The sequence below is a fragment of the Paenibacillus sp. MMO-58 genome, assembly GCF_037146255.1.
Lineage (GTDB): Bacteria > Bacillota > Bacilli > Paenibacillales > Paenibacillaceae > Pristimantibacillus.
Genome location: NZ_JBBCVY010000007.1, coordinates 218,514 through 235,207 on the forward strand (window position 1 = coordinate 218,514; position 16,694 = coordinate 235,207).

General features: G+C 52.3%; 14 protein-coding genes. 4 read left to right on the forward strand and 10 right to left on the reverse strand.

Features of this window, described 5'->3' with window-relative positions:
- Positions 1-35: 35 nt before the first annotated feature.
- From WFJ73_RS21250 to WFJ73_RS21265, 4 genes are all read right to left on the reverse strand, one after another.
- Positions 36-578 (reverse strand): TlpA family protein disulfide reductase, encoded by a 543-nt coding sequence (locus tag WFJ73_RS21250; protein WP_336774945.1) that lies wholly within the window; start codon positions 576-578, stop codon positions 36-38.
- A 15-nt stretch (positions 579-593) separates the two neighbouring features.
- Entirely contained in the window at positions 594-1,289 is a 696-nt protein-coding gene (locus tag WFJ73_RS21255; RefSeq protein WP_336774946.1) for a cytochrome c biogenesis CcdA family protein, read from the reverse strand.
- A 67-nt stretch (positions 1,290-1,356) separates the two neighbouring features.
- On the reverse strand, positions 1,357-4,443 hold the full coding sequence (locus WFJ73_RS21260; protein ID WP_336774947.1) for an S-layer homology domain-containing protein: 3,087 nt from the start codon (positions 4,441-4,443) through the stop codon (positions 1,357-1,359).
- A 49-nt stretch (positions 4,444-4,492) separates the two neighbouring features.
- Positions 4,493-5,257 carry a hypothetical protein gene (locus WFJ73_RS21265; protein WP_336774948.1) on the reverse strand — a complete coding sequence of 255 codons (765 nt, stop codon included), beginning with the start codon at positions 5,255-5,257 and terminating at the stop codon, positions 4,493-4,495.
- A 333-nt stretch (positions 5,258-5,590) separates the two neighbouring features.
- On the opposite strand from WFJ73_RS21265, the gene WFJ73_RS21270 reads away from it, so the two are divergent.
- Positions 5,591-6,958 (forward strand): dicarboxylate/amino acid:cation symporter, encoded by a 1,368-nt coding sequence (locus tag WFJ73_RS21270; RefSeq protein WP_336774949.1) that lies wholly within the window; start codon positions 5,591-5,593, stop codon positions 6,956-6,958.
- 57 nt (positions 6,959-7,015) lie between these two features.
- On the opposite strand, the gene WFJ73_RS21275 is transcribed toward WFJ73_RS21270, so the two are convergent.
- A complete protein-coding gene (locus WFJ73_RS21275) occupies positions 7,016-7,810 on the reverse strand; it encodes a phosphotransferase family protein (RefSeq protein WP_336774950.1) in 795 nt (264 codons plus the stop codon).
- Positions 7,811-7,830: 20 nt separating this feature from the next.
- Complete coding sequence (locus WFJ73_RS21280; protein WP_336774951.1) at positions 7,831-8,475, reverse strand: sterol desaturase family protein; 645 nt, start codon at positions 8,473-8,475, stop codon at positions 7,831-7,833.
- 147 nt (positions 8,476-8,622) lie between these two features.
- Here WFJ73_RS21280 and WFJ73_RS21285 point away from each other — a divergent pair, with 147 nt between their 5' ends.
- Positions 8,623-9,831 carry an MFS transporter gene (locus WFJ73_RS21285; RefSeq protein WP_336774952.1) on the forward strand — a complete coding sequence of 403 codons (1,209 nt, stop codon included), beginning with the start codon at positions 8,623-8,625 and terminating at the stop codon, positions 9,829-9,831.
- A gap of 98 nt (positions 9,832-9,929) precedes the next feature.
- Positions 9,930-10,292, forward strand: coding sequence for a FlxA-like family protein (locus WFJ73_RS21290; protein ID WP_336774953.1), 363 nt, complete (start codon positions 9,930-9,932; stop codon positions 10,290-10,292).
- Between the two features lie 53 nt (positions 10,293-10,345).
- On the opposite strand, the gene WFJ73_RS21295 is transcribed toward WFJ73_RS21290, so the two are convergent.
- The 4 genes from WFJ73_RS21295 to WFJ73_RS21310 form a co-directional block, all read right to left on the reverse strand.
- Entirely contained in the window at positions 10,346-12,337 is a 1,992-nt protein-coding gene (locus tag WFJ73_RS21295; RefSeq protein ID WP_336774954.1) for an ATP-binding protein, read from the reverse strand.
- 196 nt (positions 12,338-12,533) lie between these two features.
- The gene (locus WFJ73_RS21300; RefSeq protein WP_336774955.1) at positions 12,534-14,150 is read right to left on the reverse strand and encodes a histidine kinase N-terminal 7TM domain-containing diguanylate cyclase; all 1,617 of its coding nucleotides are present in this window, start codon (positions 14,148-14,150) and stop codon (positions 12,534-12,536) included.
- Positions 14,151-14,235: 85 nt separating this feature from the next.
- Positions 14,236-14,967: a class I SAM-dependent methyltransferase gene (locus tag WFJ73_RS21305; RefSeq protein ID WP_336774956.1), complete on the reverse strand. Its 732-nt coding sequence runs from the start codon at positions 14,965-14,967 to the stop codon at positions 14,236-14,238.
- Positions 14,968-15,090: 123 nt separating this feature from the next.
- On the reverse strand, positions 15,091-15,699 hold the full coding sequence (locus WFJ73_RS21310) for a TetR/AcrR family transcriptional regulator (RefSeq protein ID WP_336774957.1): 609 nt from the start codon (positions 15,697-15,699) through the stop codon (positions 15,091-15,093).
- Positions 15,700-15,918: 219 nt separating this feature from the next.
- Between WFJ73_RS21310 and WFJ73_RS21315 the strand changes: the two genes are divergently transcribed.
- Entirely contained in the window at positions 15,919-16,677 is a 759-nt protein-coding gene (locus tag WFJ73_RS21315) for an SDR family oxidoreductase (protein ID WP_336774958.1), read from the forward strand.
- The last annotated feature ends 17 nt before the right edge of the window (positions 16,678-16,694 follow it).

Below are 16,694 nucleotides of genomic sequence, written 5' to 3' on the forward strand. Positions count from 1 at the left end.
AAAAAGTGCGGGCCTGCCGAAGGCTCGCACTTTTTCTATGGAAACAGCGGATCAATCGCCGCCCGCATTTCTTCCTCTGTCATATGGCCAACCTTTCTGTAAACCACGTTGCCCGATTCGTTCACGAGGATAGAGACGGGGATCGATTTGATGCCATAGGCATACGTGACGCTTTTATCCGAATCCAGCACCACCGGAAAATGATATTGCTTCTCCGCGATATATTTCGCCACTTCCCCATGTTCCTCCCCGACGTCAACGGATAGGACAACAAGTCCTTTATCCTTATAATCCTCATACACCTTCTCCAGCGCCGGCATCTCCTTGTCGCACCATTTGCACCAGGTCGCCCAAAAGTTGATGTAGACGGGCTTCCCCTTTAGTCCGGACAGCGTTACCTCCTTGCCGTCCAGATCCTTCAAGGTAAAATCAATCGCCGGTTCTTTGGCTGCCTCTGTCTTCGTTTCCGCTGCCGAAGCGGCGGCATCCGTCTTGATACTGTAGTTTTGGGTGACGTAAAACGAGAGCAGCACGAACGCAACAACGGCTCCGATCAGAATCCAGGTTGATTTTCTCACGGTTAACCTGCCTCTCTATAGTTGAATAAGTCCGGCATACTTGCTGAATACCTCCAGCTGATTCATAAACACCAGAACGCCCATCAGCATCATAACGACTCCGCTAACAACCGAGATTTTCGGGAGATGCTTCGTCACTTTCCGGAGATACGCGGATAAATTATCGATCAGCACGGCAGAGAGCAGAAACGGAACGGCAAGTCCCAACGCGTACATTGAGAGCAGGAGTACTCCCTTCCCAAGGGTCGCCATGCTTCCGGCGTAGATTAGAATGGAGGATAGAATCGGCCCGATGCATGGCGTCCAGCCGACGGCAAATGCCATGCCCAATACGAGTGCTCCCGCTTTTTTCCCCGGTGATCCGCTTGGCAGAAACCGCTTCTCGGAATAGAGAAGCTTGATTGGCAGCAGCCCCGTCATATGCAGGCCAAAAACAACAATCAGCACTCCGCCGATCTGCTGCACAAGCTTCATATGCTCGGATAGCAGCCGGCTAACGGAGCTGACGGATATCCCGAGCAGGACAAACAGAATGGAGAAGCCGAGAATAAACAGCACCGTCTGAGAGATAACCGTAAGCTTATTGGGGCTGTTCTTCAGATCGGTGGCCGAGGTGCCCGCGATATAGCTGAGATAGACCGGAATAAGAGGGAGAACGCAAGGCGACAAGAAGGACAGCAGTCCCGCTGAAAAAGCTAATAAAATATCCAATACCTTTCACCGCCGTATTGAAAAAAGGGGCGGCCAGTCGGCCGCCCACCTCTTCTTCGAGTTTCTATTACTTGGACAACAGGTTATACAGCACTTGCGCCGCTTCCGCTCTTGTCGATACGCCTTCCGGATTCAGCTTATTGCCGCTTCCTTTAATAACGCCAGTCTCAACAAGCGTAGTAAAGGCCGTTTGCGCATAACCGGCAATATCGGCAGCATCCGCATAGGAGGATACGGTTGCGCCTGTTTTGGCCGTTGGCAGCTCGCCTAATTGCTCAAGCGAACGGTACAGCAGCGTGAACAGCTCTTGACGCGTAATTTTATTATTTGGATTAAATTTGTTATCGCCCGTGCCTGTTGCGATGCCAAGACGTTTCGCGGCAGCCAGGTAATTCGTGTAGTACGTCTTGCCTGCGTCGGCAAAGTTCGCCGCGCCAGCTGCTTCCGGCTCAATTCCGTATGCCTTCAACAGGAAGACGATGAATTGGCCTCTTGTCAGCTCCGCATTTGGACTGAAGTGGTCGGCATCGGTACCGCCGGTAATCTCACGGGCAGCCAGGAAGCTGACCGCATGATGGAACCAAGCTGTCGCCGGTACGTCCGCAAAGCCTACTTTATTGAAGCCGATAATGTATTGCGAGAAATGAGTGGTTGTGAAATCCACGGTTCCCGTTGCTGCATTGTAATGACCGCGAATCGTTTGCAGCTCGCCGGAATCCGCAAGGTAGTACACCACGATAGATTCGGCATTCTCACCGGCCTTCAGCGTGTACGGAAGGCTTACCTGCACCTTGCCGCCGCCAAAGCTCGAGATTTGCTTATCGCCTGCAAAGAGGGACAGATCGTACACCGGACGGTCGCCCAATACGGCCTTGCCTTCTTCCGTCAGCTCGAATTGAGACACAATAACGCTGATATCGCCCGACAATGCGTTAGCGCTGATGCTTTTTACCGCTTTCGAATCAAACGTTACGCTGCCAATCGACAGATCCGCCTGCACCGCTGCTTTGGTGCTTGATGCAATCGAATTGAAGGAGTCTCTTGGAATCGTTAGCTGCGTGGAAGTTGTATCCGCGGTTCCAGCCACCTGGAAGCCGATAACCGCCTCCTTGCCCGCAGCTTCCGCTTTGGACGCTTTCGTAATCAGGCTTGCTACATCGCTTGCCGACACTGCCGCTACCGTCTCGCCTGTTGCCGGATCAGTAGTACCCGTAACCTTAACCGTGTTCACTGCATCGACAGGCACTGGCGTTGGTGTTGGCACCGGTGTTGATGGTGCCGATGGTGTTGGCGTTGGTGTTGGCGTTGGCGTTGGTGTTGGCGTTGGATCAGTGCCAACATAAGCCGGAACAACGACATCTACCGCCTGACCAGCTGCGTAAGGAACTGCCGTTGGTCCCGTCTGAGCGTTTGTTGGGCCGTTATAGCCGTTTTTCGCCGCATATCTAACCGAGTACGTACCAGCCGCAAGACCTGTGATGGCATTGCCGGATACGGCTGTATACGCCGAGTCTGCCGCGCTTTTCAGCTTGTATTCCAGTGCTTTGTTCGTTGTGCCCGTAATTTGGCCGTTGTTGTTCGAACCCGACGTTGGCGCTACGCCAGTCAAGCCGGTTGGCGTTGCTTCCAGACGCGTAAGCAATTTATTCAGCGCGTTTGTGTAGTTCGTATGATTGCGGATCGTGCCGTCAGCTACGGCGTAATCCGGCTGGATGTTTTTCCAGGTGTACATCAGCTCAACGTGACCAAGGATTGGCGCTTTGCTGCCGTCGGCGTTCACATTGTCCTTGTTGTAGGCAAACAGGTAAGGAACCTGCAGCTTGTTGGCAACAACGTTATTGCCGTTTTCCGTGTAGTTGACGTTATTGGATGCGGGCAGGTATTGCGTTTTAATGTTAGTCAGGTACTTGTTCGTCAGATCCACATACAGCTTCGCCAGCGGATGGTTCGTATCGCGCACCTGCAGGAAAGTGCTGTTATGCGGATCCGCGCTTGGATCAAGCACCGAGATGCCCGCATCCAGCTTCGTATCCCAGAAGTAAACTTTATCGACGTTGTACTTCTTCGCGTACTCGTTAATGAAGCGGATTGCCGCCTGCGTATTCGGGCACCACGAGCCGCCGAACAGAATCACATAGTTGCCTTTGCTTTCCAGCAAATGAGTCAACTCATTGTAAGTGACATGCTCGTAGACAAGCTCGCCGTCGTCTCCAACGACTTGGCCGTTCTCCTCATGAGTTGGGAAAATGTCGCGGCCGACCGTTTGATCCTCATGCTTGTTAAACGCCGGAGCGATAAAGTCCCAATTGGTAAGGCTGTCGTAATCGGCAGCAGGCACTTTATTAAATACAGTCAACACCTGTTCCTTATAGCTGTCGACCTTCGCCGTATCCAGCGCATTGCCGTCGTTAGGATCGGCCGTCAGGAAATCGTTCCAGCTGTAATCCGCGGAAGAACCGTGCTTCTCGAGCGAAGCGATGATTGGCGCGGCGTTGCCTTCGCCGTCCTTGTGATCCTTGTCATAGATGAAAAGGAAAGGAGACTCGATTTTTTTCGCCTCGCCGCTCGCAATGACCGTAGAAGGCGTCGTTACCGTACCGCCGCTTTCCTTCTCCGGCGACTTCTTGCTGTAAGTGATCGTAGCATCGGTATTGGCGCTGAGGTTCGTCAAATACTTGTCTACCAGCTCCACATACAGTTCGTTGAAATCATAGAAGTTGGTGGTGTTTGTCGTTACGCCTTGCGAAGTGGAAGTTACCACTTTGGTATAAGGGTTAGCCTGCTGCTCGGCAATATCAACCGATTCGCCGTCCAGCTTCGTATCGAAGTTGTAAATGGTGTCTACGCCATACTGCTTCGCAACCTGGTTGATGAAGCCGATATCCGCCTGCGTCTCGTCGCTCCAGGCTCCTCCGAACAAGACGGCATATGTACCTTTGCTATCGAGCAGCGTAACCAAATCCTCGTAAGTAACCGTCTTGAGAATATGGTTCGCGTCGTTCAAATGCGGGTAAACATCACTGAAATAATCATAATGGCTGACTGCGCTATTAAAGCTGCTTACTTCCGCGGCGCGTGCCGTGCCGGCCTGGAAGACCGGCAGCACTAACGCGGAGGCGAGTAGAACGGATAGTGTACGATTAAAAGTTTTCATGTGTATATACTCCTCTCCCTATTTGACCCATTTGTCTTATAAAAGCCGATTAGCAGCTTTCTTCACCGTCTACCGCGCAATCCTCATCCGAAGACGAAGGAGCCGGAGAAGGGGACGTGGAGGATCCGCCAGAGGAGCTTGTCGAGCCGGAAGAGGACGAGCTGCTTGCCGGAGCTTTTACGGCAGGCGTCTTAGGCTGCGACTCTTCTTGCTTGACAAACGTTACTTTTTTGCCCGAGTCATCCGATTGGCTTGCGGCAGGCGCCGAAGCTTCCGGTTTGCTTGCAGCCTGCGTGGATTGGGCCGGTTTCGCGGCTGGAGCCGGCGTTGCTGCGGGAGCAGCTGAAGTGGTGGACGGCTTAGTGGATGCCGCTGGCTCGGAAGCTTTAGCTGCGGCTGGCTTCGAAGCTGCGGGCGCAGATGTCGGAGCCGGAGTGGAAGCGTTTTGAACGGCTTCCGTGGAGCTTGCTTTGGCTGTTTTCGCTTCTGCTGTCGTCTCTTCCGCAGGTGCAGCAGCCGTCTGTGCCGATTGAACCTCGGCAGCTTGAACGGCCGGCTCTTGAGATTGCGTCTCGGCAGCTGCGGTCGTTGCTTCTGCTGTCGCCTGTGGTTCAGCTGCTACGGCCGTATTCGCAGCGGCTGCTTGCGACTGCTGCGCAATAGCCGGTGCAGCAGGCTCTTGAGCCTCGGCTGCAGCCGGCTCCGTGCCGGATGTGTCCTTGTTCGCGTAAACGGCAGCATATGTCAGCGATGAGAAGACTACGGCTGCGGCTACGAAAGTAACTGTTACTTTGGAGCTAAACCATTTTTTCATGATGAAACTCATCCTTTCCCCTTTGGTTTTAGACGGCTCATTCAGTAATCAGGCATAAAAAAAGATCCAATGCCCGCATCTAGTGATGCTTGAACATTGAATCTCTGGAGGTCCAGTCGACTAATTTCTTATCCGAATTACGTTATGATGTTCCGATTTCTAACCCTATCTTAGGATGTCAGAGATTGGATGTCAATCATTTTATAATAATTTCCCATAGAAATAGTAGGATTTAAATTCTTCCAATAAAACAATTGACAATTGCTTCAGACGTTTGTAAATTATTGAATTGTAATTCCTATCAAACAACTTGGATTAGGGGGTAATAGTAAGATGGATAAAATAGATAACAACCTGTTGCTGGCTATCGAGACGAACTGGTACAGCTTTGTTACCGCAATCTTCGTCTTCGCTTTTCTGTATTTCTTGGCACGCAAACGTGTCGGCTTCGGCACGCGGGTGCTTGTTGGATTAGGGCTGGGACTGGTCGTCGGGATCCTGTTCCAGAGCCTTGATTCCCTGGAGATCAAAGGGATCACCACCTTCGGCAGCATTTATATCAGCTTGATCCGCATGCTTGTTATTCCGCTTGTTTTCGTTCTTGTATTAAATAGTATCGCTTCGCTCACAAGCCTGGACTACCTGCGCAAAATCGGCTTCAAGACCTTCGCGTGGTTCCTTGGCACAACCGGTATCGCATCCGTTATCGGCTTACTGACCGCTCTGGTATTCAACCCGGGCAAAGGCATCCAGCAGCCTGCCGCAAGCGATGCGGCAACGCGCGAGATTCCTACGTTCTCCGATGTTATTCTTAGCCTTGTCCCTTCCAACCCGGTTAGCGAAGCGGCGGACGGCAAGGTTGTTCCGATCCTGATCTTCGCGATTTTCCTGGCTGTAGCCATCATTAAGGTTGGTTCGAAAAACGAAGAGGCCGTCAAGCCTGTTCGCGATCTTATCAAATCGGCTACCCAAATACTGCATCAGGTCGTTAAATTCGTTATCCGCCTTACGCCTTACGGCGTATTCGCCCTGATTGCCGGCGTTGCGGCCAAATACGGCTGGGATACCCTGCAGGAGCTGGGCAGCGTTATCGTAACCTCGTATGTCGCCCTTATTATTCATTTCGTGCTTGTGTTTGGCGGTCTGGTGCTGTTCGTAGCGAAGGTTAACCCGCTCAAGTTCTTCAAAAAGGTTTACCCGACGGTTGCCGTTGCCTTCACGACCCGAAGCAGCTATGCTACGCTGCCCATTAACCTGGAGGTCATTACGAAGCGTCTCCATGTCTCGCCGAAAATCGCGAGCTTTGTTGCACCGCTTGGCGCATCCGTTAACTTCAACGGCTGCGGCGGCGTATGGCCGGCGATTGTTGTCGTCTTTACCTCGCAGGCGTTCGGCATTGAGCTTGGCCTGACCGATTACGTCGTGCTTGTATTCGTAAGCATCATCTCTTCCATTGGCGTTGCTGGTGTTCCCGGACCGGCCGTTATTTCGACAACGGTTGTTCTTACCGCGCTTGGTCTTCCGCTTGAGGCGCTTGCGATTGTTGCCGGCGTTGAAGCCTTGATCGATATGGCCCGTACGGCTGTTAACGCAACCGGCACATCGGTTACCGCCCTGCTCGTAGCCAATTCCGAAGGCGAATTCGACCGCGACGCATTCAATAATGACGACGATGAAGAAATCGCGTTAAACGCTGTGTAATTTGAAACTAGAAGCGAAAAGCCGCCTTTCCCGATAACACGGGAAAGGCGGCTTTTTTCATTGGCTGGCTTCCAGCTGACGGTCAATATAGGCCAGCAGCCATTCCCGCTCGCCGGGAATTTGCTCGCGCAGTCTTGCTGCAGCGACCGGTAGACGCCAGCGGTCAATTGCGGCTCTATCCGCTCCCGTCAGCCTGCAATATACGGACAAATACGCCTCATTCAGCCGCTGCCCGGTATCCGGAGGGATAGACAGCGGAGGCATGGAAACAAACGGTGACAGGAACATCATGGAGGTTCTTGCCACGTCGCATAACGGGTCTCCCGAATTGGCATCGATCCAGTCGATTACCGTCAATCGATCTCCCGCCTGAAGCACGTTATCCGGATGAAAGTCGCCGTGACAGACCGATTCGCCTTCCGGCAGACGCTCCAGCGCTTCCAATACCGCCTCTACCCGATCTCCCAGAAAAGAAGCGGACTGTCTCACAAACATAGCCATCCGATCCTTCTGCCTGGGCAGCCGGGATGCCCTGCCGCGATGAATATCGGCATGCAGTTGGGCCAGAAGGGTACTGTAATGTTCCGCCTTATCCATATCGCGCAGCATCATGGCCAAGAGGGATGGTCCAGCGATCTTCTCGTAGACCAGCCCGCTTCTTCCCTCCACCTCTGCCTGTCCAAAAACCTCAGGCGCAGGAACGCCTGCCTGATGAACGGCCGTACCAATCTCCGCCTCGTAATGAAGCCAATCCTTTGGAATGTTCCCGTAATATAGCTTCACGACCTGTCCCTCGCCCCATTCATAGACCTCGGCCGTCATGCCCTTTCCGATTAATTGTCCTACAGTCATCCTTGTCCTCCTTCTTGCGGTCAGGACGATATCGTCCGGCCGCGATTTTCCAGGTTTTTGGCGGTAGCGCTTGTTGGTACGTCCTTTTCCTCTTTCAACGTTCCGAAGATCGCGTCCACTAGCGGCGTCGATACGCCGTACCAATAATTCTCGTTCTTGAAGTGATGGAGCAGATGCATCCGCTTATTCCATTTCCAGAATCTCGTCTTGGGCTGAATCGGCCGGTGCGCGACATAATGCTTCCATTCATAGACGAGCAGCATCGCGACAAGCCCCGCCGCGAAGGCAAGAGTGAATGAAAGCGAGCCCGAGATCCAATAGAAGAGGAGAGCAAATACCCCGAGATTGGGCAGGCTGTACCAGACCGGAAGGAACAGCAGCTTTAAATCATGCGGATCCGTGTGATGGTCATAATGCAGACGCTTCAAGAATTTGAGGAACAACGGGTTTTGGGGGGCCTTCAGATGAAAGAAGAACCGGTGGGTCAAATATTCGCTGAACATAAATCCGATAAGGCCGGCCACGAAGAATACCAGACTGTACCAGGTCGGGTCCGCAAGCGCGGCCCACGCCGCCAGACCGATCAGCACCGCTGTCATCATCATAATATCCGCATGCAAAAAATAGTCGCGGTAAAGCCCTTTTTTGCCCACTTTTAACCCCATCCTCTGCCCGAATATGATGTAAGCCCTTACTTCTTATCTTACCAGTAATTTTACAAAAAATGTTCTTGCTTATAGGCCGGCGAAGCGAAATAATAGGGTTTATTATTCAACAAGATAAATGCGCATCAGAAAGGTTGGCTTTACCCTATGGAAGTCTCACAGCAATTAAATAGCAAGCAAGTCCTGAAAGGGCACGCCGGGAAGGAGCCGTTCCCGATCTCTGTCCTGTCCCTGACCGTTGGCGCTTTTGCCATTGGCATGACGGAGTTTGTCATTATGGGCATTCTGCCGAATGTCGCAAGCGACCTGAACGTCAGCATTTCGGCCGCCGGCCAGCTGATTACGATGTATGCCTTAGGCGTAGCCGTCGGCGCTCCGATTATGACGATTCTGACGAGCCGGATTCCGCAGAAAAAGCTGCTCTGCATTCTAATGCTGCTCTTTATTCTCGGCAACGGCTTATCGGTTATAGCACCCAATTACGCGGTTCTCATGATTGCCCGGATGATTACGGCCTTAACCCACGGCACCTTCTTTGGCGTTGGCGCGGTGATTGCCTCCAAGCTCGTAAGAGCGGATAAGCAGGCGGGAGCCGTCTCGATTATGATGGCCGGCCTCACGATCGCCAACATTATCGGCGTCCCGATCGGGACGTATATCGGCCAGAACTGGGGCTGGCGCGCTTCCTTTGGCGCTATTGCCGTCATGGGCGTCCTCGCTCTTATCGGCATTATTATCTTCATTCCGAAGCTTAAGCTAAGCAAGCAGGTCAGCGTCCTGAAGCAGCTATCGGCAATTGCCAGACCCAAGCTGCTTGTCTATCTGCTGATCGCGGCACTCGGCAACGCCGGACTGTTTGCGGTATTTACGTATATTACACCGCTCCTCACGGACATTACCGGATTTGCGGAGCATAACGTGACCTGGATTCTGATTCTGTTCGGAATCGGCGTAACGGTCGGCAATATTGTGGGCGGCAAGCTGGCCGACTGGAAGCTGATGCCTTCCATTCTTGGCCTCTATCTGACCATAGCGGTTGTGCTTGCGATCTTCACCTTTACCGTTCATAACGAGATCGCCGCCGTCATTACGATTTTCCTGTGGGGGGCGGCATCCTTTGCCGTATTCCCGGGGCTTCAGGTACGGATTATGAGTCTGGCGCAGTCCGCGCCGGCACTGGCTTCCACGTCCAGCCATTCGGCCGGCAACCTCGGCAATGCCTCCGGCGCCTTTATCGGCGGCTGGGTCATTACCCATCTTTCCTTAGGCGCGCTGCCATGGGTAGGCGCCATCCTGGTTGGTCTTGCTTTGGTGCTTGGTCTAATCAGCTACCGCACGGACTCCAAGAATCCGTAACATATTCAGCTTACATTCAGGCTGTGTTCATCCTCCGTTCATGTTCAGAACCGATAACCTTCATGTAGACGAAGATTTCACGGAAGGGGTGAGCGCAGATGAATATTTCATCATTATCAGTCTCGCAATCAAGCGCATCTTATACGTCCCAGAGCAGCGCCTCGGACACCAGCTCGCTGGAGAAACAGCTGGAAAGACTCGAGAAGCAGCTAAAGGAAGTTGCGCAGAGCAAGGATGACGAGAAAACGAAGCAAACAAAGACCCAGCAGCTTCAGCAGCAGATTCAGCAGCTTCAGCAGCAAATCGCACAGAAGAAATCGCAGGCGGATAATCAAGCTTCCGGCCAACAGCAAAACGCGAACCAACAGGCGGCTGCCAGCAGCCAGCTTGGCGTTAACGCCAGCCGGAACAACCCGGTGCTTAACGGTACGATCGGCAATAACCTCGATATCCGGATTTAAGCAAGAACAACAACCCCTGGACTGCTGCAGTCCAGGGGTTGTTTCCGTTTAAGCTAAGCCGGCAGCCTGATGGTAGCCGTCGTTCCGATATTCGGCTCGCTCGTAAACGATAGAGTGCCGCCATGGGATTGAATGATTTTGAAGCATACGGTAAGTCCAAGTCCGGTTCCCGTATCCTTGGTTGTATAGAACGGCTCGCCCAGCCGGTCAATGACATGCTGGGGAATGCCAACTCCCTGGTCGATAATATCAATAACCATATAGCCTTTATGGTCCTTCTTCATATGCACATGAAGCTCGCCTCCGCTAGGCATGGCTTCAATCGCGTTTTTCATCAGATTAACGAGCACCTGCTTGATCTGGTTGGCATCGCATTGGACAATGGGCAGATCCGGACTTTTTTCCGCGAATATGCTGACATTCGTAATGATCGCTTGCGACTGCATAATGGGAATGATATCGTCCAGCAGAGAGCCCATGTCGCAGCTCTTCATCTGCTGCCACTGATGCGGCTTGGACAGGAGCATAAACTCCCCTACGATATAGTTAATACGTTCCAGCTCGGTCAGCATCATATCGAAATAATGGCGGTTTTGGTCCGTCGTTCTCCGGTGAAGCAGCTGGGTGAACCCTTTCAATGCGGTCAACGGATTACGGATCTCATGAGCAACCCCTGCCGCCAGCTGGCCGATAACGGACAGCTTCTCCGACCGGATCAAATGCTGCTCCGACAGCTTGCTCTCCGTTACATCCAACAGCAGTCCGGATATGGCCGGCTTTCCTTTGAAGAAGGCGGGAGCCGCCTGCATCTCGAGGAACAGTTCCGTTTGATTGGATTTTCGCGCGGCAAGAGCAAGCCGTGAGGATTGATTCAACCGGCAGATCATGCTAAATTCCTGCTTCAACCGGTCGCTGTCCGCCTCCAGCAGGAAGCTTGCCAGCGGCTGGCCAAGCATCTGCCCCGGCTCGCAGCCGAACATGCTCTCCCCTTGCGGATTCATATAGACCAATCGGCCATTTTGCTCAATAAATACGCCAAGCAGCGAGCTTTCCACGAAATTATCGTAATTGACCCGCGACTGCATTAGAGCGGCCCCTGCCGATTCCAGCTCGTAAATGCCCACCGACAGCCGGATGGCAAGCAGCACAACCGCTACAATCGCGCCTACGCTAATTATCGAAAAGTCGCCAAGCCGGCAGATGACGGCGATAAGCGCAGCGCAGACAAAGATAATAAGCGCGTAACGTCTCATAAAGGTCTGCCTGGACTCGTTGCCCGGCCGGAGGGAAGCACCGAGCGGATCCTTGTCGGGCAGAGCGGCAAAGCCGATAAACATCATGCCGATAAACCAGCAGAAGTCGGCAATCCAGGACCATTGCTCGCCTGCGGCAGCGTAGGATAATAAATAGACAAATGCCGTGTTGCCTATTAGTTTGATCAAAAAGCCGCTCAACAGAAAACTATTGGCCCTGCTGGAAATAATCTTTTTGCCGTACCAGCTGAAGAACAGCAGAAGAAATACAATGACCGCATTAAAGGATGAGTTAAACATGTGGTATCCCACGACATCCCGGTTAACATGTTGATGGGACAGAATCGGTTCAATCAGAAGGTTCCAATAAAGCGTGGAAGCCATCGTGCCGTACAATAAAATATCGAGTATGAATCGAAGCGCAAGATTGGAGCGGCGCTGCTGGTACTGCATATAGAGGGCAATAAGAAAGAATAAATATTGAAGTCTCCATAACAGCTCCGGAATGCCCAGGTAATCCGGCTCGGCGCCCCTAATAAGCGTCACAATAGACCAGATGAGCTGGGCAACAAAATAAACCAGCAGACCCAAGCCGTAAAATAACCAGTACTTCTTCTCTTTGCTGGAAGCCCTAAGCAGGAGGACAGCCGCGTAAAGAGCAGCTAACGTTTGAAGAATATGGCTAACGGCCGCTCCGGCAAAGGAATCTCGCCGCAGAAATAGAAGCCAGCCGGCGCATAACAGCAATAGAATCATTCCGAGGTAAACCGCAAAGCTCCTGCCGCGAAACAATCATGGACCTCCCTTCGTACACTTACAACATTTACTAGTTTCTTTATTTCCTATAATACGATTCGTACTACCAAAATCCTCCTTTATTCTCCATTTCAAACAAAAATTCTATTATATACGCGTATATACGCGGCTTTTCGACACCAACTGTCGCAAAGTGAACCAGCATCGCCGTCCTAAAAAAAGCACCTCTCCGTTAGCGGAGAAGCGCTTCTTTGCCAGGCTCTATATGGGCTAAACGGACCGTATTCCGCCCGCTGTTTTTGGCTTCGTACAAGGCATTGTCCGCCGCCTTCAGCAGCTGATTAATGCCTCCCCCCGCTTCCTTGCAGCCTGCTCCCGCCATCGCAACGCCAAAGCTGGCCGTCACGGACAACGGAGGCTCGGAAGCAGCGGCGGTCATCGTATGCGAGGCAATCTCGCCGCGGATCCGCTGTGCGGCGGCCTCCGCTTCTTCAAGGGACAAACCTGGCATTGCAACCACAAATTCCTCCCCGCCATACCGGCCGAATACATCCTCCGGTCGAAGAAGCTGCCGGCAGATGTCGACGACGTGCAGTAAAGCGCGGTCTCCGACATCGTGGCCGTAAGCATCGTTAATCTGCTTGAAATGATCGATATCGAACAGCAGCAGGGCAAGAGGCTCGTCCCGCTCAACCGATTGATGCAGAAGCTCTTCGCTTGCCTGAATGAGGTGACGACGGTTAAAGATCCCCGTCAGTCCGTCATGATAAGCGAGTACACGAAGCTGCTCCTGAAGCCGCACCCTCTCCGTTACGTCAATCATAACGATCAGCTTGCTCGTCTCCGGACCTCTTCTCTTCCGGATAAAGGAAGAACGGATCTGATAATAATAGGACTCTATGCCGACGGTCCACTTGACCTCATCGTAGATACGGGGAAGATCTTCGCCCGCTTCCGTGTCCAGATCGAGCATCGACAGATCCGTATGCAAGGCAAGCAGCGGCTCAATCGCCTGCCCAAGCGCGGAGGTTGTTAGCTCCGGGAGAATAGCTGCCGCGGCCGGGTTAAAATCGACCAGCCGGTTATTCCGGTCCAGCACCAGTACCGCGTCGTTCATGCTCTCAAACAACGTATCCCTGGCGACCGGCGCAACGTTCAGCATTCCCTTCGATACAAGCCCCCACATATACAAAGCCGCAGTAATAGCCATGATGACGGGTATTGGATCAATGCCGTCCGGCGTCAGGTTGCCCAAGTAGAGGAAATCGCCGGCAATCGGCAGGAGAAGCCCCACCATCATCGTAATATGCTGAAGACGGTACGAGGAGCGCATCCGGTTCCAATAGATCAGAAGCAGGGCCACGCCGCCAATCATGCAGCCAAACGTATAGCCGCCCTGGATGATATACCAAGGCCCCGCGTTTAATTCGACTTTATGGATACCCTCGCCTATTTGCAATTCAACGGAACGGTAGTAGAAATGATGCAGATCGTTTGTCATAACAAGCACCAGCGTAATAAACGGCATCAGGTACATCAAATACCGCATCTGCCATTTCAATAACCTTTCCATTCCAAGGAAATACATGATCAGCATCAGACTAACCGGCGGAATAAACGGCATCCCGAAGTATTCTACCGTAATCCAGAACTTCACTTCCTTAAGCGTACCGGCAGACAGCTCTAAAGCGGAACCGAATATATAGATGGCAGACAGAAAGCACATCGCAATAAAGGTCCTCGCCATCGCCTGCTTGGAACGGTTCATGAACACGTAAATACCCATTATGATATTAATAACGCCGGCTGTAACCATCAACGTCAAAGCAGCGGAATAAGGTGTTCCCATACTTGGTGCACTCCGTTATGTAAGATTAGCTTTTGCCACTGATCGTAACACAAATAACAGCAATTGTGGGCGGTTCCTGAAATTTCTATTTGTGTGCGGCCAGCAGCAGGAACATAGGACGGCGCGTCTCATCCTTCATCTCGGCATATTGATTGAGAGCCTCCTGTGAAGGGCCTGGCTCGGCTACCTCCGTCACGCGGAATCCTGCTTGAATAAGCGCGTTCATAATGGCCGATAAGGTGCGATGATACTTGATGACGTCGGAGTCCAGAAAACGGGCAATACGAGAGCCTTCATCCTGATAGTTGTCGACCGGCCAATGCAGCCGCTCGCCCGACGGACCATAATGCCAGTCCTGGGCGGCAACGGCCGTAAAGACCGGATGCTCCATGGACATGACAAAACTTCCTCCCGGAACCAGACTGTCATAAATCTTGCTGCAAGCTCCCGCGAAATCCTCGACGTAATGGAGCGCCAGCGAGCTGATGACGACGTCAAACTCTCCAGGTTCAAAGGAGATATCTTCAATAGCCGCCTGGCGGTAGGTGATTGCGGCATCCTCGTTAAACGATTTGGCGCGCGCGATCATTTTCTCCGAAATATCGATTCCGAGAACGGAACGGGCACCTTGCTCCCGCACATAGCGGCAGTGCCAGCCATATCCGCAGCCGAGATCAAGCACTCTCTTATCTCTTAAATCCGGGATCATCGTGCGCAGGACATGCCATTCCCCTGCCGCCTCCAGTCCGCCGATCGAACGGGCCATCTGACTATATTTATCGAAAAAATCCGGATCATCGTATTTATTTTGCTTCATAAACGTTTCACTCTCCTTTTATCTATCAGCCATTCCAGGCTCCGACATAATCCTTTATAAAATTAGTATAACCCCATCTCTTCTGTATGGGCATTTTTATCGAATAGCCTATAGCCAATATCCTTAAGGCTTTCCCGGTTTTTTTGTCCTGGCGACGGACGGCCGCCATTGAATAAGCTTCACCAGCTGCTCCTGCATGTAAGCCGGAGAATAAGGCAGACCGTTTTCAATCCAGTAGAAAATCAGTCCAAGCAGCGCATGATTCGAATAAACGGATAGCAGCTCGGCATTTATCCCTTCCAGAGTCGGATGCTCCAGCTCATCCCTTGAGATCTGCTGAATGGCGATGAACATCTTCTCTCTCAGATGGGAATGCGCATTGCTCTTCAGAAGCAGGGTGTAAAGCTCGGCATGCTGCTGAATATGCTCGAAAATTTTCACCGAATGGGCCGGCAGCTCATGAATGCGGAAATATTCCTCGTTCTCGTAGGGAGCGCGGAACGATTGCAGCAGCTCCCCGATCAGACCGTGAATGATGTCGTCCAGCAAAGCCTCCTTGCTCTCGTAATGCGAGTAGAAGGTCCCGCGGTTGTAATTGGCGAGCTCCACTATCTCCGTAATGGAAATGTCGTCGAAATCCTTTTGCTTCATAAGCGTAAGCAGCGCCTGCTTTAACGCCTCCCTGCTGCGGATCACCCGGCGGTCGACAGCTTTGCTATGACGATCAGGCATGCCATCCCTTCCTTTTTCCAAAAAGTTTTTTTCAACAAACGGCGGCCGTTTGTTCGTTAACGCACATTTCGCGAGGTTTTACTGATTGAGGCTTGCTCCACAGCTTTATTATACTAAAAACAAACAGTTGTACTTATAACCAACAGCTGTTGAAAAAAATTCTAAGCCTTCGCAGGAAGGACAAGCATACAAGCCAATTGAAACCGGGAGGAATTAACAATGAGATTATCGGGTAAAGTTGCAGTTATTACGGGCGCCGCTTCGGGTATGGGTAAGGCGATTGCCGAGCTGTATGCGGCGGAAGGAGCAAAGGTGGTCGTATCCGACCTTCGCGTGGACACCGCTCAAACCGTTGTTGACGGCATCGAGGAAAAAGGCGGTACGGCGGTTGCCGTGGCAGCCAACGTTGCGAAGGAAGAAGACGTACAGCAGCTCATCGATACGGCGGTAGAGAAATTCGGCACGGTTGATATTCTCGTTAATAACGCCGGCATTATGGACAACTTTGTTCCTGCCGCCGATCTAACGGACGAGCTGTGGGAGCGCATCTTCGCGATTAACACAACCGGTCCAATGCGGACCATCCGCAAGGTCCTTCCGCTCTTCCAGGAGAAAAAAGCAGGCGTTATCGTAAATATCGCTTCCGCCGGCGGTCTCTTTGGTTCCCGTGCAGGCGCGGCATACACAGCTTCGAAGCATGCCGTGGTTGGTCTGACGAAAAACGTTGGCTTCCAATACGCCACGCAAGGCATCCGCTGCAATGCCATCGCTCCCGGCGGCGTAAATACGAATATCGGTACTTCGATCAATGCTCCAAATCCGTTCGGCATGGAACGCGCCATGGTTGGCATTCAGGTGAATCCTCGCGCGGGCGAGCCGGAAGAGATCGCCAAGGTTGCCTTGTTCCTGGCTTCGGATGATTCCAGCTTCGTGAACGGTACCGTAGTAACGGCCGATGCAGGCTGGACGGCTTACTAAAAAATTATTGCTATCAA

Coding starts and splice junctions, on each gene's coding strand:
- WFJ73_RS21260 (WP_336774947.1), bottom strand. CDS start 4,443: ATGAAAACTTTTAATCGTACACTATCCGTTCTACTCGCCTCCGCGTTA.
- WFJ73_RS21310 (WP_336774957.1), bottom strand. CDS start 15,699: ATGCCTGATCGTCATAGCAAAGCTGTCGACCGCCGGGTGATCCGCAGC.
- WFJ73_RS21305 (WP_336774956.1), bottom strand. CDS start 14,967: ATGAAGCAAAATAAATACGATGATCCGGATTTTTTCGATAAATATAGT.
- WFJ73_RS21285 (WP_336774952.1), top strand. CDS start 8,623: ATGGAAGTCTCACAGCAATTAAATAGCAAGCAAGTCCTGAAAGGGCAC.
- WFJ73_RS21275 (WP_336774950.1), bottom strand. CDS start 7,810: ATGACTGTAGGACAATTAATCGGAAAGGGCATGACGGCCGAGGTCTAT.
- WFJ73_RS21315 (WP_336774958.1), top strand. CDS start 15,919: ATGAGATTATCGGGTAAAGTTGCAGTTATTACGGGCGCCGCTTCGGGT.
- WFJ73_RS21270 (WP_336774949.1), top strand. CDS start 5,591: ATGGATAAAATAGATAACAACCTGTTGCTGGCTATCGAGACGAACTGG.
- WFJ73_RS21280 (WP_336774951.1), bottom strand. CDS start 8,475: ATGGGGTTAAAAGTGGGCAAAAAAGGGCTTTACCGCGACTATTTTTTG.
- WFJ73_RS21300 (WP_336774955.1), bottom strand. CDS start 14,150: ATGGGAACACCTTATTCCGCTGCTTTGACGTTGATGGTTACAGCCGGC.
- WFJ73_RS21265 (WP_336774948.1), bottom strand. CDS start 5,257: ATGAAAAAATGGTTTAGCTCCAAAGTAACAGTTACTTTCGTAGCCGCA.
- WFJ73_RS21290 (WP_336774953.1), top strand. CDS start 9,930: ATGAATATTTCATCATTATCAGTCTCGCAATCAAGCGCATCTTATACG.